This window comes from Rubrivivax sp. JA1055 (genome assembly GCF_020966565.1).
Lineage (GTDB): Bacteria > Pseudomonadota > Gammaproteobacteria > Burkholderiales > Burkholderiaceae_C > Rubrivivax > Rubrivivax benzoatilyticus.
Genome location: NZ_JAJKFP010000006.1, coordinates 11,646 through 33,773, shown reverse-complemented (window position 1 = coordinate 33,773; position 22,128 = coordinate 11,646). Strand labels below are relative to the sequence as shown.

At 73.4% G+C, this 22,128-nt stretch carries 19 protein-coding genes and 1 tRNA gene; 15 read left to right on the top strand and 5 right to left on the bottom strand.

Translation table 11 applies throughout. The features are described 5' to 3' along the window. Positions 1-11: 11 nt before the first annotated feature. Positions 12-1,385 carry a M17 family metallopeptidase gene (locus LOC65_RS09600; protein WP_230247335.1) on the bottom strand — a complete coding sequence of 458 codons (1,374 nt, stop codon included), beginning with the start codon at positions 1,383-1,385 and terminating at the stop codon, positions 12-14. A 106-nt stretch (positions 1,386-1,491) separates the two neighbouring features. Between LOC65_RS09600 and LOC65_RS09595 the strand changes: the two genes are divergently transcribed. Next, positions 1,492-2,481, top strand: coding sequence for a tRNA-dihydrouridine synthase (locus tag LOC65_RS09595; protein WP_164963580.1), 990 nt, complete (start codon positions 1,492-1,494; stop codon positions 2,479-2,481). 4 nt (positions 2,482-2,485) lie between these two features. On the opposite strand, the gene LOC65_RS09590 is transcribed toward LOC65_RS09595, so the two are convergent. Together LOC65_RS09590 and LOC65_RS09585 are read right to left on the bottom strand one after the other, a co-directional pair. Beyond that, positions 2,486-3,262, bottom strand: a complete 777-nt coding sequence (locus LOC65_RS09590) for a SapC family protein (protein WP_230247334.1) — start codon at positions 3,260-3,262, stop codon at positions 2,486-2,488. Further along, on the bottom strand, positions 3,259-4,557 hold the full coding sequence (locus LOC65_RS09585) for a hemolysin family protein (protein WP_009857977.1): 1,299 nt from the start codon (positions 4,555-4,557) through the stop codon (positions 3,259-3,261). The genes LOC65_RS09590 and LOC65_RS09585 overlap by 4 nt, the downstream gene beginning before the upstream one ends. A 66-nt stretch (positions 4,558-4,623) precedes the next feature. Here LOC65_RS09585 and LOC65_RS09580 point away from each other — a divergent pair, with 66 nt between their 5' ends. The 7 genes from LOC65_RS09580 to LOC65_RS09550 all read left to right on the top strand — a co-directional run bounded on the left by LOC65_RS09580 (position 4,624) and on the right by LOC65_RS09550 (position 10,392). After that, positions 4,624-5,448, top strand: coding sequence for a symmetrical bis(5'-nucleosyl)-tetraphosphatase (locus LOC65_RS09580; protein ID WP_164963579.1), 825 nt, complete (start codon positions 4,624-4,626; stop codon positions 5,446-5,448). A 65-nt stretch (positions 5,449-5,513) separates the two neighbouring features. Then, a tRNA-Ser gene (locus tag LOC65_RS09575) sits at positions 5,514-5,601 on the top strand. Between the two features lie 345 nt (positions 5,602-5,946). Next, positions 5,947-6,963, top strand: a complete 1,017-nt coding sequence (locus tag LOC65_RS09570; protein WP_230247333.1) for an STAS-like domain-containing protein — start codon at positions 5,947-5,949, stop codon at positions 6,961-6,963. Positions 6,964-7,174: 211 nt separating this feature from the next. Then, entirely contained in the window at positions 7,175-7,519 is a 345-nt protein-coding gene (locus tag LOC65_RS09565) for a hypothetical protein (RefSeq protein WP_230247332.1), read from the top strand. 37 nt (positions 7,520-7,556) lie between these two features. Continuing rightward, positions 7,557-8,756, top strand: coding sequence for a chromate efflux transporter (gene chrA, locus LOC65_RS09560; protein WP_230247331.1), 1,200 nt, complete (start codon positions 7,557-7,559; stop codon positions 8,754-8,756). A gap of 155 nt (positions 8,757-8,911) precedes the next feature. After that, complete coding sequence (gene nhaR / locus LOC65_RS09555) at positions 8,912-9,865, top strand: transcriptional activator NhaR (RefSeq protein WP_164963576.1); 954 nt, start codon at positions 8,912-8,914, stop codon at positions 9,863-9,865. Beyond that, complete coding sequence (locus tag LOC65_RS09550; protein WP_230247330.1) at positions 9,862-10,392, top strand: DUF2062 domain-containing protein; 531 nt, start codon at positions 9,862-9,864, stop codon at positions 10,390-10,392. The genes nhaR and LOC65_RS09550 overlap by 4 nt, the downstream gene beginning before the upstream one ends. 11 nt (positions 10,393-10,403) lie before the next feature. On the opposite strand, the gene LOC65_RS09545 is transcribed toward LOC65_RS09550, so the two are convergent. Both LOC65_RS09545 and LOC65_RS09540 read right to left on the bottom strand, forming a co-directional pair. Further along, entirely contained in the window at positions 10,404-12,953 is a 2,550-nt protein-coding gene (locus LOC65_RS09545) for a YbcC family protein (protein ID WP_230247329.1), read from the bottom strand. Beyond that, entirely contained in the window at positions 12,953-14,512 is a 1,560-nt protein-coding gene (locus LOC65_RS09540) for an NADH-quinone oxidoreductase subunit L (protein ID WP_230247328.1), read from the bottom strand. Before LOC65_RS09540 ends, LOC65_RS09545 begins: the two co-directional genes overlap by 1 nt. 97 nt (positions 14,513-14,609) lie before the next feature. Between LOC65_RS09540 and LOC65_RS09535 the strand changes: the two genes are divergently transcribed. The 7 genes from LOC65_RS09535 (at position 14,610) to LOC65_RS09505 (ending at position 22,017) form a co-directional block, all read left to right on the top strand. After that, positions 14,610-15,512 carry a LysR family transcriptional regulator gene (locus LOC65_RS09535; protein ID WP_164963740.1) on the top strand — a complete coding sequence of 301 codons (903 nt, stop codon included), beginning with the start codon at positions 14,610-14,612 and terminating at the stop codon, positions 15,510-15,512. A gap of 124 nt (positions 15,513-15,636) precedes the next feature. Then, positions 15,637-17,496, top strand: a complete 1,860-nt coding sequence (gene ilvD / locus LOC65_RS09530; protein ID WP_230247327.1) for a dihydroxy-acid dehydratase — start codon at positions 15,637-15,639, stop codon at positions 17,494-17,496. A gap of 126 nt (positions 17,497-17,622) precedes the next feature. Beyond that, positions 17,623-18,009: a DUF2946 domain-containing protein gene (locus LOC65_RS09525; protein ID WP_164963571.1), complete on the top strand. Its 387-nt coding sequence runs from the start codon at positions 17,623-17,625 to the stop codon at positions 18,007-18,009. A gap of 205 nt (positions 18,010-18,214) precedes the next feature. Beyond that, on the top strand, positions 18,215-19,138 hold the full coding sequence (locus tag LOC65_RS09520) for an MbnP family copper-binding protein (protein ID WP_230247326.1): 924 nt from the start codon (positions 18,215-18,217) through the stop codon (positions 19,136-19,138). Beyond that, positions 19,135-20,316 (top strand): methanobactin export MATE transporter MbnM, encoded by a 1,182-nt coding sequence (locus LOC65_RS09515; protein WP_009857990.1) that lies wholly within the window; start codon positions 19,135-19,137, stop codon positions 20,314-20,316. The genes LOC65_RS09520 and LOC65_RS09515 overlap by 4 nt, the downstream gene beginning before the upstream one ends. Further along, complete coding sequence (locus LOC65_RS09510) at positions 20,291-21,517, top strand: hypothetical protein (RefSeq protein ID WP_230247325.1); 1,227 nt, start codon at positions 20,291-20,293, stop codon at positions 21,515-21,517. Before LOC65_RS09515 ends, LOC65_RS09510 begins: the two co-directional genes overlap by 26 nt. Further along, entirely contained in the window at positions 21,514-22,017 is a 504-nt protein-coding gene (locus LOC65_RS09505) for a copper chaperone PCu(A)C (protein WP_230247324.1), read from the top strand. The genes LOC65_RS09510 and LOC65_RS09505 overlap by 4 nt, the downstream gene beginning before the upstream one ends. The last annotated feature ends 111 nt before the right edge of the window (positions 22,018-22,128 follow it).

Genomic DNA, 22,128 nt, shown 5'->3' with positions numbered 1-22,128 from the left:
GCGCCGCAGCGTCAGCGGTAGCGCCGCTCCAGCCAGGCGAGCAGCGTGCGCAGCGTCTGCGCCTCGCCGCCGGCCGGGCGGCCGGGGCGTGCGGTGTCGTTCCAGGCGTAGAGATCGACGTGCAGCCACGGCAGCGCCGGCGGCACGAAGTCCTCGAGGAACAGCGCGGCGTTGATCGCGCCGGCCTGCGGGCCGCGGCCGGTGTTGACGATGTCGGCGATCTCGCTCTCGATGCCGCCGTGATAGTCGCGCCACAGCGGCATGTGCCACAGCGGGTCGTGCAGCGCGAGGCCGAGGTCGACGAGCTCGCGCGCGGTGGCCGTGTCGCGGCAGAACAGCGCCGGCAGCTGCGCGCCGAGCGCCACGCGCGCAGCGCCGGTCAGCGTCGCCAGGTCGATCAGCAGATCGGGCTGGGCTTCGGCGGCGCAGGCCAGCGCGTCGCAGAGGATCACGCGGCCTTCGGCGTCGGTGTTGCCGATCTCGACGTGCAGGCCGCTGCGCGTGCGGATCACGTCGCCGGGGCGGTAGGCGTTGCCGGCGATGGCGTTCTCGACCGCCGGGATCAGCAGCGTCAGCCGCACCGGCAGGCCCAGCGCCATCACCAGCTGCGCCAGGCCCAGCGCGTTGGCCGCGCCGCCCATGTCCTTCTTCATCTGGCGCATGCCGTCGGGCGACTTGATGTCCAGCCCGCCGGTGTCGAAGCACACGCCCTTGCCGACCAGGGTCAGCTGCGGGTGCTTGGGGTCGCCCCAGTGCAGCTCGATCAGCCGCGGCGCACGCGTGGCGGCGCGGCCGACGGCGTGGATCGCCGGGAAGCCGGCCTTCAGCAGCGCTTCGCCGACGGTCTGGCGGAACTCGGCGCCGTGCTGCTCGGCGACCAGCTTCACGGCTTCGGCCAGCTCGGCCGGGCCCATGTGCTCGGCCGGCGTGTTGACCAGGTCACGCACCGAGGCGATGGCCGCGGCCAGCAGCAGGCCGCGCTGGGCGGCCGCGCTCTTGGGCAGCTGCAGCGTCGCCGGCGCACGCGCGGCCGGCTTGTACAGGTCGAAGCGGTAGGCGCCCAGCTCCCAGGACATCGCCGCCACCTCGGCCGGCAGTTCCAGCCCGTCGGGCGACAGGCGATAGCGGCCTTCGGGCAGCGCCCGCGGCAGTGCCGCCAGCGCCCACGGGTGGTCGGCCGCGCGCACGCCGGCCCAGACCTCGGCGATGGCGCCGTCGGCCGCCGGCACCAGCACGTGGCTGTCGGGCGCGGCGCTGAAGCCGGTGGCCTCGAGCCAGCGGCGCGTGGCCGCGGGCGCGGCGTCGAGGCGGGCGGCCAGGCCGGCGCGGTCGACGACACGCACGGGGATGGCGGAGGCGGCAGGTTTTTTCAGCTGGACGGACATCGGCGGCAGGCCGCACGCGGCGGCAGGACGAAAGCGGCGATTGTGATCGGTGCCGGCCACCGGACGCGGGCACGGGGGCGGCGCTTGCGGCATCATCCGCGCCCCGATGAGCCCCCGCCCTGCCCCGCCCGCCGCCGCCCCGCGGCTGTTGCTCGCCCCGATGGAGGGCCTGCTCGACTGCAGCCTGCGCGACGTGCTGACGCGTGTCGGCGGCGTCGAGCTCTGCGTCTCGGAGTTCATCCGCGTCACCGACCAGCTGCTGCCGGCGCGCGTGTTCACGCGCATCGCCCCCGAGCTGCTGGCCGGCGGGCGCACCGCCGCCGGCACGCCGGTGCGCGCGCAGCTGCTCGGCGGCGACCCGGTCTGCCTGGCCGAGAACGCCGCGCGCCTGGCCGAACTCTCGCCGGCCGGCATCGACCTGAACTTCGGCTGCCCGGCGCCGGTGGTCAACCGCCATCGCGGCGGCGCGGTGCTGCTCGACGAGCCGGAGCTGGTGCACGCCATCGTCGCCGCGGTGCGGCGCGCGGTGCCGGCCGCCGTGCCGGTGACGGCCAAGATGCGCCTGGGCCACCTGGACACGTCGCGCATGCTGGACTGCGCGCACGCGATCGCCGACGGCGGCGCCGCCGAGCTGGTGGTGCACGCACGCACCAAGGCCGAGGGTTACCGGCCGCCGGCGCACTGGCACCGCATCGCCGAGATCCGCGAGGCGGTGGCGCTGCCGGTGGTCGCCAACGGCGAGGTCTGGACGGTGGACGACGCGCGCCGCTGCCTGGCCGAGAGCGGCTGCGACGCGCTGATGCTGGGCCGCGGCATGGTCGCCGACCCGGGGTTGGCGCGGGCGATCCGCGGCGAGCCGGTGCCCGGCTGGGCGGCGCTGCAGCCGGAGCTGCGACGCTTCTGGGCGAGCGTCAGCGCGCGTGTCGAGCCGCGCCACCGCGCGGGGCGGCTCAAGCAGTGGCTGGGGCTGATGCGGCGGCGCTTTCCGGAGGCCGGCGAAGCCTTCGCACGCATCCGCGAGAGCAACGATGCGCGCCGCGTCGAGGCGCTGATGTTCGGCGAGGCGGCGCCGGCCGCCGCCGGCGCGCCCGCCTGAAGGCTCAGGCCGCGGGAGCGGCCGGGGCGTCCGCCGGCGCGGCGGCGGGCTGGCGCTGCAGGTGCCAGTCGAGCAGCTTGCGCATGTGGCCCAGCGACACGAAGTGGGCGTAGATCAGCCCGAGCAGGCCGCTCTTGAGCAGCTCGTGCGTGGTGGCCGCGTCCAGCGCCTGCACCTTCTCGTTGTCCACCGTCAGGAAGCCGTCGACGCTGAGCTTGTTGCCGTCGGGCAGCGTGGCGTCGAAACGCATCGGGCGCAGCAGGTCCAGGTCGCGCAGGCGGCGGCAGAGCACGCGCGTGCGCTGCGTCTCGCCTTCCAGCGCCTCGAGCTGGGCGCGCGCGTTCTGCAGCACCTCGCCGGGCTTGCCGTCGGCGTCGAACATCGGCACGCCGTCGTCGGTGCCGACGCCGCTCCAGGCCGAGTCGAAGCAGACCGCGAAGTTCTCGGCGTCCATCCGGCCCAGGCACATCGGGTAGCCGCGCAACGACGCCGGCATGTAGTCGGCGCGCCAGCGGCCCTGCTCGAGGAACAGGTTCTGCTTGGGCTGCAGGCCGAAGACGGCGATCGGCGCGATGGCCGCCTTGCCGTCGTCGTCGTTGCCGGTGCGCACGAAGAAGATCGGGTAGTCGCGCGCGGCGTCGACGAACTCGATCGCGGCGATGAAGCACGAGTTGAGGTCGGCGGCGACGCTCCAGTCGGTCACCGGCAGCGCCAGCTTCAGCGCGCGGTGCTCCTTGAGGTCCACCGGCACCGGCTTGCGGTGCAGCAGCGGGATGATCATTCGTTCTCTCCTGTGTTGTCGGTGCGCGAGACGAGCACCTTGTCGACACGTTTGCCGTCGAGGTCGACGACCTCGAAGCGCCAGCCCTGCCAGCTGACGGCGTCGGCCGTCTTCGGCAGCCGGCCCAGCAGCAGCATCACCATGCCGGCCAGCGTGTTGTAGCGGCCGCGCTCCTCGTCGGGCAGGTCCTTCAGCTCGAGCCGGTCCTTGAACTCGGGCACCGGGATCAGCCCGTCCATCAGCCAGCTGCCGTCCTCGCGGCGCACGGCCCAGGCGTCCTCGTCGGTCTGGTTGCCGAACTCGCCGGTGATCGCCTCGAGCAGGTCGCGCTCGGAGATCACGCCCTGCACGGCGCCGTACTCGTCGACGACGAACACCAGGTCGGCCCGCGACTGGCGGAAGTGCTCCAGCAGCTCCATGCCCGACAGCGTCTCGGGCACGAAGACCGGCGGCGTCAGCAGCGTCTGCAACTGCGGCGTCTCGCCGCGCGACAGCGGCTGCAGCAGCACGTGCGCGCCGAGCACGCCGATGACGTCGTCCAGGCTGCCGCGGCACACCGGGTAGCGCGAGTGGCCGTGCTCGGCGATCTGCGCCAGCACCTCGTCGATCGGGGCGTCGGCCTCGAGCCAGACGATCTCGGCACGCGGGATCATCATCGAGCCGATCTGGCGGTCGTCCAGGCGGAAGACGTTGCGCACCATCTGGTGCTCCTGGGCCTCGATGACACCGGCGTCCAGGCCTTCCTCCAGGCTGGCCGCGATCTCCTCCTCGGTGACGGCACGCTGCGTGTCCTCGCGGATGCCCAGCAGGCGCAGCACCGCCTGCGTCGAGGCCGACAGCAGCAGCACCAGCGGCCGCGCGGCCAGCGAGATCCAGGTCATCGGCCGCGCCACCAGGCGCGCCACCGTCTCCGGGTAGAGCTGGCCCAGGCGCTTGGGCACCAGTTCGCCGAAGATGATCGTGACGATCGTGATCAGCACGACGACGATCGCCGTGGCGCCGATGCGTGCGCTGTGCTCGTGCACGCCGAGCGTGATCAGCCAGTCGCCCAGCGGCGCCGAGAACGCGGCTTCGCCGACGATGCCGTTGAGGATGCCGATGGAGGTGATGCCGATCTGCACCACCGACAGGAAACGCGTGGGGTCGTCGTGAAGGGCCATCGCGGCCCGGGCGCCGGGGGCGCCGTCTTCCACCATCACCTGGAGCCGGATCTTGCGTGACGCGGTGAGCGCCATCTCCGACATGGCGAAAACGCCGTTGAGCAGGATGAGGAAGACGAGAAGCGAAACGTCCATTAGAGCCGCCGCGACACGGCGGCGACGGGCTGTGGGGAGGCGCGCGAGCGTAGCAGAATCCGCGCCATGATCTTCTTCGCTGGCGACGTGCAGGGTTGTGCGGACGCATTGGAACGCCTGCTCGCCGAGATCGGCTTCTCCCCCTCGCGCGACCGCCTGGTGGTGCTGGGCGACCTGGTCAACCGCGGCCCGCAGAACCTGGCCGTGCTGCGCCGGCTGCGCGACCTCGGCGACGCCGCGGTCTGCCTGCTGGGCAACCACGACCTGCACACGCTGGCCGTGGCGCACGGCGTGCGGCCGCTGCACCGCAACGACACGCTGGGCGAGATCCTGGCCGCGCCCGACGCCGACGCCTGGGTCGACTGGCTGCGCCAGCGCCCGCTGGCGCACGTCGAGGCCGGCTGGTTGTGCGTGCACGCCGGCGTCGTGCCGCAGTGGGACACGGCCAGGACGCTGGCGCTGGCCGCCGAGGTGCAGGCCTGCCTGCGCGGCCCGGCCCTGCCGGCCTTTCTGCAGCGCATGTACGGCAACGAGCCGGCGCGCTGGGACGACGGCCTGCAAGGCGCCGACCGGCTGCGGTTCGTCGTCAACACGCTGACGCGCATCCGCTTCTGCCGCGCCGACGGCACGCTGGACTTCAAGACCAAGGACGGCGCCGCCGAGGCGCCGCCGGGGCTGATGCCGTGGTTCGAGGTGCCCGGCCGCAAGACCACCGGCGAGCCGATCGCCTTCGGCCACTGGAGCACGTTGGGCCTGGTGGTCGAGCCTGATCTGATGGCGCTGGACACCGGCTGCGTCTGGGGCGGCCGCCTCAGCGCGGTGCGCGTCGACGGCGGCCGGCAGGAACTGGTGCAGGTCGGCTGCAGCCAGGCGCAGCGGCCGGGCGCCTGAACCAGCGCCGAAGGGCCGCGCGCCGACCTAGAATCGAGGGCTCCGGCGCAAGGCCGGACGACCCTGGAAGCGTGGCAGAGTGGTCGATTGCACCGGTCTTGAAAACCGGCGACGGGCAACCGTCCGTGAGTTCGAATCTCACCGCTTCCGCCAGACATCCAATGGCAACAGGCACTCGGGACGCCCTCGAGGCCTCGCCTGCCATACGGCCAGCCCTGGCAGACAGTTCAGCGGCAGCGGACGAGTCCCGTCCGATCATCTCTGGCTGCGCGTCGGCGGCCCGTTCGCGCAGACCGACGATTCAAGTGCGTCCGACCGAGATCCTCGCTCTCGGGACGGCCGCTGCGTCGGCGAACGCTCCACCATCCCTGATGCAACGTTGCCTCCGTGGGCGCAGCGAGGTGCTGCGCACGCGCACGCCCTGAACCGGCGACGCGTACTTTACCTTTTCTAGCCAAGAACTTTCCAATTATTCCGTCGCCGCTTTACCATTCGCGCATGAACAGCCCAGACACGACCCTCATGCTTCGGCTCGTCGACGAGGACCCGCGCAATGTTGCGGGGAGGCTGGCGAGTGCCCTGAACATCTCGCGTCAAGCGGCCAGCGCGCGACTCCAGAAGGCCATGAAGGCTGGGCTGCTGGGACGAGAGGGGCACGGGGCCGGCGTTCGCTACGAGCTGCAAACCTTGAAGGAGGTTCGGCAGAGTTTTGACCGTGTCGGGTTATCGGAAGACAGGGTGTGGCAACAGCACCTGCACCCTTTGGTGGCCGATCTCGCGGAGAACGTGCGCGATGTCTGGCGCTACGGCATGACGGAGATGATCAACAACGCCGTCGATCACTCCGGATCGCCGCAGGTGCACATCCGCATGCGACGAAACGGGTTGTTCACGCAGGCCTGGGTCGTGGACGATGGCGAAGGGATCTTCCTGCGCATCCAGAGGGCGCTTGGGCTGTTCGACCAGCGAGAGGCGATCCTCGAGCTGGCCAAGGGGAAGTTCACGACCGATCCCGACAACCACTCGGGCGAAGGCATCTTCTTCTCGTCGAAGGTGTTCGACTGCTTCTACATCCGGTCCGGGCGACTGCACTTCGCGCACGACTCGGACGAGGCCGATGTTCTGCTCGAATCGAATGGGGATGCACCGGGGACCACGGTGCTCATGAAACTGGCCAACGACAGCACGCGCACCACGCGAGAGGTGTTCGACAAGTTCGCCGTGCCCGACGAATACACCTTCGCCAAGACGATCGTGCCGGTTCGCTTGGCTCAGCACGAAGGCGAGAAGCTGGTCTCCCGGTCTCAGGCCAAGCGCCTGACGATGCGGTTCGATCGCTTTCAGACGGTGATCCTGGACTTTGCTGGCGTCGCCGAGATCGGCCAGGCGTTCGCCGACGAAGTGTTCCGGGTGTTCCAGCGAGCGCACCCGCAGACCACTCTGGTCCCGACCAACATGACGCCAGAGGTGAAGTCGATGGTCTCCCGGGCCCGGGCCGCGGGCCGCGCCTCCTGAGGTACACGACGCGCGCATCGCTTGCAAACCCCGCTGCGCCGTCCATCTTGCGTCGCCCAGTGGCCTGCGGAGGACGAGCAGGCGGGGGCGATCGGCGATCAGGTTTGCTCCCCGGCTCCGCGGTCACAGCGCGAGCGGTACGGCCGGCCTCCCTTCACGGCCCCGCCATCCCCTTCGCCGCCCTGCACCCGATTCAGCGGACAATCCCCCCATGGACCAGCATGTGCCGATCACCCTCACCGACGAACTCGCCGACGACGTCGTCACCGCCAGCGCTCGCCTGAACCTCGCCAGTGGCGAGATCGGGCGCATCGAGTACCACGACTGGGACGTCGCCACCCAGGGCCACCCCTGGGAGCGCGACGACTACGAGTTCACCAGCGGCACGCTGTCCAACGCCGGCAAGGACGTCGAGTTCGGCGTCACCGTCAACCGCACCTCCGGGCAGTACTCGGTCAGCGCCGACGAGCTGCTGGAGATCAAGGTCAAGGCCGCGCAGCTGTTCGCCGGCATCAGCGGGACGGATCTGGCCGGACGCACCGGCCGCACGCACTGAGCGGCCGGCACGGCGCGCGGCACGCACCAGCGCCGTGATGCCGTCGCCGACTCGGGCCGGGCACGGCAGCGCCGTCGAGGTGCTGCTGGCCTTCCTGAAGCTCGGCCTGACCTCGTTCGGCGGCCCCGTCGCGCACCTGGGCTACTTCCACGCCGAGTTCGTCGGCCGCCGCCGCTGGCTGGACGAACGCAGCTACGCCGAGCTCGTCGCGCTGTGCCAGTTCCTGCCGGGCCCGGCCAGCAGCCAGGTCGGCATGGCGCTCGGGCTGCTGCGCGCCGGCTGGGCCGGCGCGGCGATGGCCTGGCTGGGCTTCACGCTGCCGTCGGCGCTGGCGCTGATCGCATTCGCCTACGGCATCGCCGGCCACCCCGGCCTCGCCGCGTCGGGCGCGGTGCACGGGCTGAAGGTGGTGGCCGTGGCCGTCGTCGCGCAGGCGGTGTGGACGATGGCGCGCACGCTGTGCCCCGACCGGCCACGCGCGGCGCTGGCCCTCCTGGCCGCGCTGGCGACGCTGGCGCTGCCGTCGGCGCCGGGCCAGGTGGCGGTGATCGTCGCCGCGGGCCTCGTCGGCTGGCGGCTGCTGAAGCTGCCGCCAGCGCCGCCGGGGCCGCAGGCGGTCTGGCGCGTGCCGCGCGCGGCCGGCGTCGCGGCGCTGGCGCTGTTCGCGGCGCTGCTGCTCGGGCTGCCGCTGCTCGCCGCGGCCACCGGCTCGCCGGCCTGGGCGCTGGTCGACGGCGTCTACCGCGCCGGTGCGCTGGTCTTCGGCGGCGGCCACGTCGTGCTGCCGCTGCTGCAGGCGAGCGTCGTGCCGTCCGGCGCGGTCGACGACGCCGCCTTCCTCGCCGGCTACGGCGCGGCGCAGGCGGTGCCGGGGCCGCTGTTCACGTTCGCGGCCTACCTCGGCGCGGTCGCGCAGGGGCCGCTCGCGGGCTGGGTCGGCGGGCTGGTGTTCCTGGTCGTGATCTTCGTGCCGGCGTTCCTGCTCGTCGTCGGCGCGCTGCCGTTCTGGGACACGCTGCGCCGGCGTGACGCGGTGCGCGCGGCGATGGCCGGCGTCAACGCCGCGGTCGTCGGCATCCTGCTGGCGGCGCTGTACGACCCGGTCTGGACCACCGCCATCGGCAGCCGCGCCGACTTCGGCCTGGCGCTGGCGGCCTTCGGGCTGCTGGCCTGGGGCCACGTGTCGCCGGTGATCGTCGTCGCGCTGGGCGCGGCGGCCGGCGCGCTGCTGGGCTGAAGAGCCCGCAAACGCCGCCGCCGAGCGGCCCGGACGGAACACGCGGCGCGCCTCGCGCTCGAACGTAGACTCGATGGGTCGCGGCCGAACCGTCGCACAAATCTGATGACGCCCGCGCCGCAGCACCGGCCGGCCCAGGGGAGAACGCGCCCGCCGTGAACTACAAGCACCTGCACTACTTCCTGCAAGTCGCCGAGACCGGCAGCGTGGCGGCGGCCAGCCGGCAGCTGCACCTGACGCCGCAGACGATCAGCGGCCAGATCCAGCTGCTGGCCGACCGGCTGGGCGGGCCGCTGTTCGAGAAGGTGGGCCGGCGGCTGGAACTCACCGACACCGGCCACCTGGCGCTGGGTTACGCGCGCGAGATCTTCTCGCTGGGCGCCGAACTCGAGGCCGCGGTGCGCGAGCGCACGCTGAAGGGCCGCACGCTCGAGTTCCGCGTCGGCGTGGCCGACGCGGTGCCCAAGTCGATCGCCTACCACCTCGTCGAGCCGGCGCTGAAGGTGGCGCAGCCGGTGCGCATCGTCTGCCGCGAATGGCGCCTGGACCGGCTGCTGTCCGAGCTGGCGATGCACACGCTGGACCTGGTGATCGCCGACGCGCCGGTGCCCCACTCGGTCAGCGTCAAGGCCTTCAGCCACCACCTGGGCGGCTCGGCGATCGGCGTCTTCGCGGCGCCGTCGCTGCTGGCCGGCGGCGAGCCGCCCTTCCCCGCCTGCCTGGACGGCGCGCCGCTGCTGATGCCCGGCGAGGACACGGCGGTGGGCCAGCGGCTGCGCGCCTGGTTCGAGAGCCAGGGGCTGGGGCCGCGCGTGGTGGCCGAGTTCGACGACAGCGCGCTGGCGCAGGAGTTCGGCCGCCAGGGCGTGGGCTACCTGCTCGCGCCGGCGGTGCTGGCCGACGAGATCCAGTCGCGGCTGCAGGTGCGCTGCGTCGGCACGATCGACGAGGTGCGCGAGGACTTCTACGCGATCTCGGTCGAGCGGCGCATCACCCACCCCTGCGTGCTGGCGATCACGCGCTCGGCACGCGCCGAGCTGTTCCACACGCTGCAGGGCGGGCGCGGCGCGCGCGCGGCGGCGCGCCGTGCCGGGGAGGCCGGCGCGTGAATCCGCTGCGACGCTGGCTGCCCGACGCCGAGTCGATCCGCGCCAACCGCTGGCTGCGCTGGCTGGGCCCAGCACTGCACCACCCGCGGCTGTGGCACCTGAGCCGGCGCGGCCTGGCGCTCGGCATGGCGCTGGGCTTCTTCTTCGGCCTGCTGGTGCCGCTGGCGCAGATCCCGCTGAGCGCGGCAGCCGCCGTGGCATTGCGCGCCAACGTGCCGGCCGCGGTGGCCAGCACGCTGGTGACCAATCCGCTGACCTTCGGCCCGCTGTACTACGCCGCCTGGCGCCTGGGCAGCGCCGTGCTCGGCGAGCCCGAGCCGCCGCCGGCGCCCGTGGAGGCCGAGGTCGAGCCCGACGCCGACACCGGCTGGTGGCAGCAGGCGGTCGGGCGCATCCTCGGCGTCGGCAAGCCGCTGCTGCTGGGGCTGGCGCTGATGGCCACCGGCGTCGGCATCACGACCTACTTCGTGGTCTCGGCCGTCTGGCGGCTCAACGTGCTCTGGAAGCGGCGCCGGCGGCAGCGCTGAACGCGGCGCGTTCAGTCCGCGACCATGCTCCAGCGGCCGCGCACGTAACGCTCGAAACCGCCGTCGTCGGCGAAGCGCCAGAGGTGCAGCCAGTCGTGGTGGACCAGCCGGTGCACGGCGGCGTGGCCGGCGATCACACGCTCGATGGCCGCGGCCGGCGCGTCGATCACCACCGTCAGCCGCAGCGGCTCGTGCCGCCAGCGGCTGCCGTCGTGCAGCGACTGCCGCGCCAGGCCGATGCGCAGGTCGCCGCCGTTGCCCTCGAAGACGCCGATGCGGCCGCCGACGACGTTGTGCAGCAGCTTGTTGCCGCTGCCCAGGCGCTGCGGGTCGCAGGTCGACGCGTGGTACTGCCAGTTGATCCAGTGCGTGACCAGCATCGGCGCGGTCATCAGCAGCTCCAGCACGCTGCCGTCGGCGTCGTGGGCCGGGTCGTAGTCGTGCAGGAAGACGCGGCCGTCCAGCGCGGCGCCCCGGCTGCGCGAGCGCGGCGCGATCAGGAAGGCGGCGTTGCCGGCCAGGCCCCACTCGGGCCGGGTCTGCGCGCCGTCGTTGGCGCGCCGGCGCAGCTGCTCGAGCAGGGCCGCGTGCGGCAGCCGGGCATCGAGCCCCAGCGCCGCCGCACGCTCGCGGCGCACCTGGTCGCCGGCCTGCACGAACACCGCCTGCAGGCGCGCCCAGCGGGCCCGCGCGGCGGCGTCCAGCAGGTCCAGGTCCAGCCCCTCGATCTCGTCGGTGGTGGTGTTGTGCAGCGCGGCGACGAAGGCCATGTCGGCCGGCATGGCGATGCCCCGGGCGCGCAGGCCCGCGCGCACCGCCGGCTCGTTGAGCAGCCGCGCCAGCACGCGCGCGTTGACCTCGCCGGTCTGGCCGCAGCAGGCGCCGCAGTCCAGCGCCGCGGCCTGCGCGTTGTTCACGCTCTGGCTGCCGTGGCCGACCAGCAGCACCAGCGGCGCGAGGCCGCGGTCCAGCCCCATCGTGTGCAGCACGCGTGCACCGAGCTCGACCTTCGCGCCGAGGTCCAGGCCGGCCAGCACCGGCCGGCACAGCGGCCGGTAGCGCGGCGCGTGGCCGGCACCGTCGAGCGGGCGCCGCGCGGCCGCCGGCGGGCGCAGCCATTGCGCCAGCCGGCCCAGGTAGCCGAGCCCGACCGCCTCCACCGACGAGAAGGCCGCGTTCGGCCAGACGGTGCCGGCGCCCCAGCGCCCGGCCGCCGCGAAGCGCCCGAGCCGCGCCCGGCGCGCCGGGGCCTGCAGCGTGTCACCCGCCGGGCCGAAGTCGGCCGCCGTGGCGGCCACACGCTCGCTCACGTCCAGCGCCGGCGCCAGCAGCCCGGGCAGCTGCGGGCGCCGGGCCTCGGTGGCCAGCGGCGTGTAGGCCACCGGCAGACCGAAGAAGCCGGCGAAGCCGATCGTCTGCACGGCCGGCCAGACCGACTCGACGGCACGCCGCAGCCGCTCGCTGCGAACGTCGATGCAGAACGCCGCCTGGACTTCGATGCCCGCTGGCGTGGCCGGCTCGACCGGCGCCGGCGCGACGGCACGAAGCCGGCGGGCCAGATCGCGCTGGTAGCCCGCCTCGTACGCGAGCTGCCAGACCTCGTCGACCCGCAAGGCGTCCTCGGCCTGCTGCAGCCGCCCGGGCGCACCTTCCCACTCCACCTGCAGCGCCACGAAAGCCCGCTGCGCCGCGCGGTCGTCGCGGCATTCCAGCAGGATCGCGCCCCAGGCCAGGCGGATGGCGAGCAGGTCGCGCAGGTGCTCGTCGTCGCGGCCGGCCAGGCGCGCCTCCCAGGCGAGATAGGCGCACCACGAGGCCCAGCCGTTGACCGTCAGCAGCACCGCCTCGAGGTAGTCGGCCCAGGCCGGCTCGGCCAGGCCGAGCCGGCGCAGCACCCAGCGTTCGGCCTGCACGCGCGTGGCGGGCAGCGCGGCCAGGCCGCGCGCCAGCTCGGGCAGGCCCATCAGCGCGCCGATGCCGTGGTCGTGGGTCAGCGTGTCGCGCCAGAAGGCGTAGAGCCCGCCCGGGCGCTCGGGCTGCCAGTCGGCCTGGTGGCGGTCGAAGTAGGCGGCGCAGACCTGGCTCACCTGGTGGGTGACGGCCTGGCGCCACGACAGCCGGCGCCGGCCCTGCGGATCGTCGTCGAGCACGTCGATCAGCAGCGGCAGCCGGGGCAGCCCGGGCGCCCGGTCGAGGGCCGCCACGGCCTGGGCGGCGTCGAGACCGGCGGCGCGGGCGTCGGGGTGCCGGGCCAGCGCCGCGTCGAGGTCGGCGGCGCTGATGCGGCCCGAGGCCCAGGCCTCGCGCTGCCGCTCGCGCGGCGGGAAGACGCGGATGTCGCCCAGCACCGCCAGCCGCGCGGCCACGCGGCGCACGCTGCTGCCGATGCGCTCCCAGTGCGGGTTGACGGCGATGGCGCGGTCCAGCGGCCAGGCCGGCGCGATGGCACGGCAGGCCTGGGCGCAGGCGGCGTCGATGCGCCGGTCGACGTCGGCGTCGGACGGCCGCGGCGGCTCGCGGTGGGCGGACGGTTCGGTGCCGGGGGCCAGCAGGGTCTGCATCACGGAATCCTCGTCTCGGGTCCATCGGTGGCGGCGGTCCAGCGGGTCGGCCACAGGCGCAGCACGGCGCGTGTCGCGACCTCGTCGACGTAGAAGCCGGCGTAGCTCCAGCGGCGCCAGAAGGCCAGCGCCGCCGGGCGGGCGTGCAACAGCACCAGGCTCGCGTAGAGCAGCGCCAGGCCGGCCAGCGCCACGACGCCGGCCGGCCCGTCGGGCGTGTCGACCGGGCCCAGCGGCAGCGCGTGGCCGGCGACGGTGGCCGCCGCCAGCGCGGCCACCATGGCGGCACCGGCGAGCGCGCCGTGCAGCGCCCCGGGGGCGTCGGGATGCCGGCTCGCCGGCTGCCAGAACAGCGGCGCCCAGGCCAGCGCCAGCACGCCGCTCCACCACCACGGCCAGGCCGGCACCGGCACCAGCCAGGCCTGCAGCGCGAGCAGGCCGGCGATCACCGCCGCCGACGCGAGCGGCGCGACGACGAGGCTGGCCAGCGTCGGCTCGGCGCCGCCGTGCATCGTGCGCAGCCGCGCCGTGTCGACGGCCGAGGAGGCGGCGAGGAAGGCATGCGCCTTGTACAGCGAGTGGCCGAGCAGGTGCAGCAGCGCCAGCGTGTACAGGCCCAGGCCGCACTCCATGACCATGAAGCCCATCTGGGCCACCGTCGACCAGGCCAGCCGCACCTTGACGCTGGCGCGCGTCAGCATCACCAGGCCGGCGAGCACCGCGGTGGCCAGGCCGATGCCGACCAGCAGCCAGCGCGCCAGCGGCACCGCGTCCAGCCAGGGCGCGAAGCGGATCAGCACGTAGCCGCCGAGGTTGATGACACCCGCGTGCAGCAGCGCCGACACCGGCGTCGGCGCTTCCATCACCTGGATCAGCCAGCCGTGCACCGGCAGCAGCGCGGTGCGCAGCACGACCGCCAGGACGAGGCAGACGGCGCCGGCCTGCAGCGCCGCCGACGGCGCCGCGGCCTCGAGGTGGCGCCCCAGATCGGACAGCGAGCCGGAGCCGACCTCGGTCCAGGCCAGCGCCGCGGCGGCGACCAGCAGGACGTCGGCCAGACGGTCGGCGACACGCTTCTTGTGCGCCGCCAGCAGCGCGAACGGACGGTCGCGATAGAAGCACAGCAGGTGCTGCTGGCACCCGCCGACGCCGGCCCAGGCGGCAATCAGCACCAGCCAGTGGTCGGCCAGCAGCAGCACCTGCACCGCGGCGAGCACGCCGGCGAGCGCGGCCACGTAGCGCGGCTGGCCGGGCTCGCCCTGCAGATAGCGCGACGAGAACACGCCGATGACGGTGCCCAGCAGCTGCACCAGCAGCGCCATCCAGGCGCCGGCCAGCGTGACGGCCAGCCCCGGCAGCGGCAGCGCGGCCGTGCCCGGCCCGGCGGCGAGCTGCAGGCCCAGCGCGGCGGCGGCGGCGGCGACGCCGGCCAACGCGAGCACCCGCCAGCGCGCCCAGGCCGCCGCCACGTCGGCGTCACGCCGAAGCGGCACGGCGGCGAGCATCAGCACGGCCGGCAGCAGGCTGCAGGCCGGCCACAGCAGGCTCACGAGCTTCATCGTCGGGTCTCCAGCAGACAGGCCAGGCGATGGTGCCGGCCGCCTCACGTTCTGTAAAATTCATTGATGCGAACGTTTTGATCTTTTATAAAGAACGATGTACGTCGAGCAGCTGAACTTCCACCACCTCCTGTACTTCTGGCGTGTCGCCAAGGCGGGGCACCTGACGCAGGTGGCGAAGGAGCTGCACGTGTCGCAGTCGGCGCTGTCGAGCCAGATCCGCCAGCTCGAGGAGCGTCTGGGCGAGCCGCTGTTCGAGCGCACCGGCCGCCGCCTCGTGCTGACCGACACCGGCCAGCTGGTGCTGTCCTACGCCGAGAACATCTTCGGCATGGGCCAGGACCTGCTGGGCCGGCTGCAGGGCCGCGGCCAGGGCACGGTGCGGCTGCGCGTGGGCAGCGTCGCGACGCTGTCGCGCAACTACCAGGAGAACTGGATCCGGCCGCTGCTCGCCGACCCGGCGGTGACGCTGACGCTGGAGTCCGGCATGCTCGACGAGCTGCTGCGCCGCCTGCTGCAGCACCAGCTCGACGTGGTGCTCGCCAACGAGGCGGTGCCGGCCGACCCCGACCGGCCGCTGCACTGCCGTTTCCTGGGCAGCCAGGCGATCTCGCTCGTCGGCCCGGCGGCGGCCTGGCAGGGGCGCAGCCTGCGCATGCCCGAGGACCTCGGCGGGCTGGAGCTGGCCGTGCCGGGGCCGCGCCATGCGCTGCGCGGGCAGTTCGACGCGCTGTGCGTGGCCGCCGGCGTCGCCCCGCGCCTGCGCGCCGAGGTCGACGACATGGCGATGCTGCGCCTGGTGGCGCGCGACAGCGGCTGGCTCACCGTGCTGCCCGAGGTCGTGGTGCAGGACGAGCTGCAGGCCGGCGTGCTGGTGACCGTCGGCCGCTCGGCGCAGCTGCAGGAGAACTTCTACGCCATCACGACGCTGCACCGGCACCGCATGGAACGGCTGGAGCGCCTGCTCGCGCCGCATCCGGCGCCGTCCGCCCAGCCTTGACGAGTTGTCAACGCTGGCCGGGGGGCCTCTTCGGTCGCCCGGGCCTGCGCGAGAATCCCGGGTCGGCCCGCCCCGCGGCGCGGGGCCGTCGCCGCCAGGACAACCCCAGCCACGAGTGCCGCCCATGCCCGCCTACCGTTCCAAGACCTCCACCGCCGGCCGCAACATGGCGGGCGCGCGTTCGTTGTGGCGCGCCACCGGCATGAAGGACGGCGACTTCGACAAGCCGATCATCGCCGTCGCCAACAGCTTCACCCAGTTCGTGCCGGGCCACGTGCACCTGAAGGACCTGGGCCCGCTCGTCGCCCGCGAGATCGAGGCCGCCGGCGGCGTCGCCAAGGAGTTCAACACCATTGCGGTGGACGACGGCATCGCGATGGGCCACGACGGCATGCTGTATTCGCTGCCCAGCCGCGACATCATTGCCGACTCGGTCGAGTACATGGTCAACGCGCACTGCGCCGACGCGCTGGTGTGCATCTCCAACTGCGACAAGATCACCCCGGGCATGCTGATGGCCGCGATGCGGCTGAACATCCCGGTGGTCTTCGTCTCCGGCGGCCCGATGGAAGCCGGCAAGACGCGGCTCGCCAACCCGGCGACGCAGACCGTCGAGTTCCGCAAGCTCGACCTGATCGACGCGATGATCATGGCCGCCGACCCCAAGGTCTCCGACGAGACCGTCGCCGAGGTCGAACGTTCGGCCTGCCCGACCTGCGGTTCTTGCTCGGGCATGTTCACCGCCAACTCGATGAACTGCCTGACCGAGGCGCTGGGCCTCTCGCTGCCGGGCAACGGCACGGTGGTGGCCACGCACGCCGACCGCGAGCAGTTGTTCAAGCGCGCCGGCCGCCTGGTCGTCGAACTCGCCAGGCGCTACTACGAAGGCGGCGACGAATCGGTGCTGCCGCGCGCGGTGGGCTTCAAGGCCTTCGAGAACGCGATGACGCTGGACATCGCGATGGGCGGCTCGACCAACACCATCCTGCACCTGCTGGCCATCGCCCAGGAAGCCGGCATCGAGTTCACGATGGCCGACATCGACCGCCTGTCGCGCTCGGTGCCGCAGCTGTGCAAGGTGGCGCCGAACACGAACAAGTACCACATCGAGGACGTGCACCGCGCCGGCGGCATCATGGCCATCCTCGGCGAGCTCGACCGCGCCGGCAAGCTGCACACCGACGTGCCGACGGTGCACGCGCCGACGCTCAAGCACGCGCTCGACGAATGGGACATCGCGCGCGCGCCCAGCGACGCGGTGAAGACCTTCTACCTCGCCGGCCCGGCCGGCATCCCCAGCCAGGTCGCGTTCAGCCAGGCCAGCCGCTGGCCCAGCCTGGACCTGGACCGTGCCGAAGGCTGCATCCGCTCGATCGAGAACGCGTTCTCGCGCGAAGGCGGCCTGGCGGTGCTGTACGGCAATCTCGCCGTGGACGGCAGCGTCGTGAAGACCGCCGGCGTCGACGACAGCCTGCTGGTCTTCGAGGGCCCGGCGCACGTCGTCGAGAGCCAGGACGAGGCCGTCGAGCACATCCTGGGCGACCAGGTGAAGGCCGGCGACGTCGTCGTCGTGCGTTACGAAGGCCCGAAGGGCGGCCCCGGCATGCAGGAGATGCTCTACCCGACGAGCTACATCAAGAGCAAGGGCCTGGGCAAGGCCTGCGCGCTGCTGACCGACGGCCGTTTCTCCGGCGGCACCTCGGGGCTGTCGATCGGCCACTGCTCGCCCGAGGCGGCAGCCGGCGGCACGATCGGCCTGGTGAAGACCGGCGACCGCATCCGCATCGACATCCCGAACCGCCGCATCGACGTGCTCGTCGACGAGGCGACGCTGGCCGCGCGCCGCGCCGAGCAGGACGTGCTCGGCTGGAAGCCGGCCCAGCCGCGCCCGCGCAAGGTCTCGGCGGCGCTGAAGGCCTACGCGCTGCTGGCCACCTCGGCCGACAAGGGCGCGGTGCGCGACCTGTCCAGGCTGGAAGGCTGATCGGCGCCGGGCCCGGTGCCCGGCTAACACCGATTCGCGCCGCGCGCTGCATGCCGCAGCGGCGCACTCGGTTGCGACAGCGCAAACACCGTTCGCGCGGGCGGGGCCCACGTACACTTGTTTGCAATGTCGTGGACCTGCGTCAACCGCCGCATCACCGCCTGGCTGTCGTGCCTGGTGCTGCTGTTCGCAGCGCTGGCGCCGTCGATCTCGCATGCGCTGCAGTCTTCTCGCGGCGCGGGCTGGGTGGAGGTCTGCACCGCCGAAGGCTCGCGCTGGGTCGCCGCCGGCGCCGAGGACAGCGACTCGCTGCCCGCCCAGGCCCATGGTCTGGAGCACTGTCCCTTCTGCTCGCTGCACGCGCCCACGCCGGGCCTGCCGCCGGCCGACCGGCTCGTCGTGCCGCCCGCCGGCCGCGACGCCACCCTGCCCCCCGCCTTCCTGCACGCGCCGAGCACGGCGCACGCCTGGCGCAGCGCCCAGCCGCGCGCGCCGCCGTTCGCGCTGAGCTGAACGAACGACGGGCCACCGTGCGCCGCAGCCAGCGGCGCGGCGCACGCCCGTGCATCCCCGCGGCGGACTGACCGCCACAGGACCCACCGGACGAGCTGCAGGCCAGCGCGACATGCGCGGCCGGCGGCCGCCATGCACGTCCGCCGCAGCCCGCCCCCACGCGGCCCCGTGACACGCGGGCTCGCGATCCGAACACGAGACTCCCATGACCCGACAAGGCTTCATTCTTTCCGCCCTGCCCCTGGCCGCCCTCGCCACGCTTGCCGCCTGCGGCGGTGGCGGCGGCAGCGACGACGACACGCCGAAGACCGTCACGATCGAGTTCGCCGCCGTCGCCGGCAACACGCCGATCGGCTGCGGCAGCACCGTCAGCGGCCTGGGCAGCGGCGGCGTCGACGCCAAGCTGCAGGACTTCCGCTTCTACGTCTCCAACGTGAAGCTGGTGAAGGCCGATGGCACGGAGGTCGCGCTGACCCTGCCGGCCGACGACGACTGGAACCACAGCGCCGGCGGCAACGCCGTGACGCTGATCGACCTCGAGGACGGCAGCGGCGGCTGCAGCGCCGGCACGAGCGCAACCCACACCAGCGTCACCGGCACCGTGCCCGCAGGCGACTACGTCGGCGTCAGGATGACGATGGGCGTGCCGTTCGCGCTGAACCACACCGACTACGCCTCGGCCCCGGCGCCGCTGGACGTGCAGGCCATGGCCTGGAGCTGGCAGTCGGGGCGCAAGTTCGCCAAGATCGAGGTCGTCGACCCCGACGGCAGCACCGGCACCTGGGCAGCACACAGCTTCTACGTGCACCTGGGCTCGACCGGCTGCAGCGGCAACCCGGCCAACGGCGAGACCGTCTCCTGCGTCGCCGCCAACCGCATGGACTTCGCGCTCGCCGCCTTCGACCCGGCGACGCAGAAGATCGCCGTCGACCTGCGTGCGCTGCTGGCCGGCAACGACATCACGCGCAACCAGGCCGGTGCCCCGGGCTGCATGTCCGGCGGCACCGACCCCGAGTGCGCCGCGGTGTTCCAGGCGCTGGCCATCGGCTGGAACGCCGACGGCAGCGGCAGCGGGCTGCCGGTCGACGGCGGCGCGGCCCAGACGCTGTTCCGGGCGGTGGCCAAGTGAAGCGCGGCGCCCCCGTCATCGCGGCGGGCGCCGCTGCCGTCGTGCTGGCCGCCGTCGCGGCCTGCGGCGGCGGCGGCACGACGCTCAGCGAGGAGACCGGCGGCAGCGCCGCGTGGACCTGGACGCTGCCAGCCCACTTCCCGGAACCCAAGGTGCCGGCCGACAACCCGATGTCGGCCGCCAAGGTCGAGCTCGGCCGCTTCCTGTTCTACGACCCGCGCCTGTCGGGCAACGGCCAGCAGTCCTGCGGCAGCTGCCACCTGCAGGCGCTGGCCTTCACCGACGGCCGCGCCACCGCCGTCGGCTCCACCGGCGAAGCCCACCCGCGCGCGGCGCAGCATCTGTCCAACGTCGTCTACAACGCCACGCTGACCTGGGCCAACCCGTCGCTGGTGACGCTGGAGCGGCAGATGGAGACGCCGCTGTTCGGCGAGCGCCCGGTCGAGATGGGCGTCAACGACGCCAACAAGGCCGCGGTGCTGCAGCGCCTGCGCGAGGACCGCGGCATCGCCGGCTATCCGGCGCGGTTTGCCGCGGTCTTCGCCGGCGAGGCCGAGCCCGTCAGCTGGGCCAACGTCATCAAGGCGATCTCCGCCTTCGAACGTTCGCTGATCTCGGGCCGCAGCCGCTACGACCGCTGGCTGGCCGGCCAGGCCACGCTGTCCGACACCGAGCAGCGCGGCATGAAGCTGTTCTTCGGCGAGAAGGCCGAGTGTTTCCACTGCCACGGCAGCTTCAACTTCAACGACCAGATCGTGCACGCGCGCAGCCGCATCGTGGAGACGCCGTTCCACAACACCGGCCTCTACAACCTGGGCGGCACCGGCGCCTATCCGGAAGACAACCGCGGCGTCTTCGAACTCACCGCCAGGGCCGCCGACATGGGCGCCTTCCGCGCGCCCAGCCTGCGCAACGTCGAGGTCACGGCACCGTACATGCACGACGGCAGCATCGCGACGCTGGCCGAGGTCGTCGCCACCTACGCCGCCGGCGGGCGCCACATCGCCACCGGCCCCCATGCCGGCGACGGCCGCGCCAATCCCTACAAGGACCCGCTGGTCAGCCGCATCGATCTCGACGCGCAGGAACAGGCCGACATCGTCGCCTTCCTGAAGACGCTGACCGACCACGACTTCCTCACCGACCCGAACCATGCCGACCCGTTCGCCCAGAACTGAGGCGCTGTGCGCCCTGGCCGCCGCCTTGCTGGCCGGTGCCGCACAGGCCCACGAGGCGGGGGCCGACCCGCTGCCCGAGGACCCCGGCTGGCGCGTCGGCGCCGCCGCCGCCGTCTTCGCCGCCGATGCCGACCATCGCTGGCCCGCCGCCACGCTGCCCGGCGTGCTGCTGCGCGGCAGCCCCCCCGACGACCAGCGCGGCGGCCTGACGCTGGAGCACGCGACGCTGGACGCCGCGGCGCGCTTCACGCCCCACCTCGGCGCCGCCGCGGCCATCGGCTGGCACGACGGCGACGGCGCCCACGTCGAAGCCGCCGGGCTGCACCTGCGCTGGGCCGGCCACGGCGGCGAGTACACGCTGCAGCTCGGCCGCGACACCGTGCGCCTGGGCGGCGTGATCGACCGTGCCGGCCACTACGACCGCTTCGTCCAGACGCCGCTGGCCAAACGTGCCGTGTTCGACGACGAGTGGATCGACGACGGCGCCGCGCTGGCCTGGCGCGACCCGCTGGCCGACGGCCTGCGCGGTGTCGAGGCCGGGCTGTGGCGCGGCCGTGTCTTCCCCGGCGGCGAACACGGCCCGCTGGTGCCGTCGCTGCGCCTGCACCTGGGCTGGGGCCACGTCGACGCGCAGCTGAGCGCGGCGCGGTTCCAGCCCGACGCACGCGGCTCGGCGGTGGCCACCGTCGGCGCGCCGGCGCACACCCACGGCACGCTGGACTGCCGCGCCAGCCTGCAGCAGCGTGTCTGCTTCGACGGCACGGCCGACGTGCTCGCCGCCAGCCTGCAGTGGGAGAACGACGCCGGCGACTGGACGCTGGCCGCCGCCGGCATGCTGCGCCGCGAGCGCGGCGAGCTCTACGCCACCGACGGCAGCGCCGGGCTGCGTTCACGCGTGGCCGGTGGCTGGCTCGACGCCGCCTGGCGCGCGGCGCCGGGCTGGACGCTGGCCGGCCGCCTGGAGCGGCTGGTGCCGCGCCAGAAGCTGGCCGGCGCCGGCACCGTGTCGCTGGCGCGCGCCGCGGGTTTCGACGCGGCCGGCAGCCGCCAGCGCGCCACCGCCGCGGCGCTCTGGACCTGGCGACCGGGCCTGACGCTGGCGCTGGAGACCGGGCGCGAGTGGGGGGCCGGCGCCTCCCTGTCGCAGCTCGCGCTGCGACTGATCTGGAGCGAACCCGACCTGAAGGAGATGCGGCCGTGAAGGCCGACGACACCCCCGGCCGCGGACGCCTGACGCGCCGCCGTTTCGTCCTGATGCTGGCCGCCACCCCCTGCGCCGGCGGCGCGCAGGCGCACGGCGCACGCGCCGGCGATCTCGCCATCGACCACCCGTACGCGACGCCGACGCCTGCCGGGCTGGCCACCGGCGCGGTCTACTTCCGCACGATCGAGAACCGCGGGCGCACGGCCGACCGCCTGCTCGGCGCGTCGACGCCGCGCGCCGAACGCGTGGAGATCCACCGCAGCACGATGGACGGCGACGTGATGCGCATGCGTGCCGTGCCGGCGCTGGAACTGCCGGCCGGCGCCGGCGTGCGGCTGCGCCACGGCGAGGCCGGCGCCCACCTGATGCTGTTCGGCCTGTCGGCGCCGCTGCGCGACGGCGAGCGTTTCCCGCTGACGCTGCGTTTCGAGCATGCCGGCAGCGTCGAGGTGAACGTCTGGGTGCAGACACCGCGCGGCGGCGCTCATCGGCACTGAACGGACGCCGCCCTCGGGGGCGGCGTGACGCCGTTCACGCCGCCGCGCACAACGGAATCATAAAAATCATTTCTAATATCTTGCAGCACAAACCGCGACCACAAGCCGCAG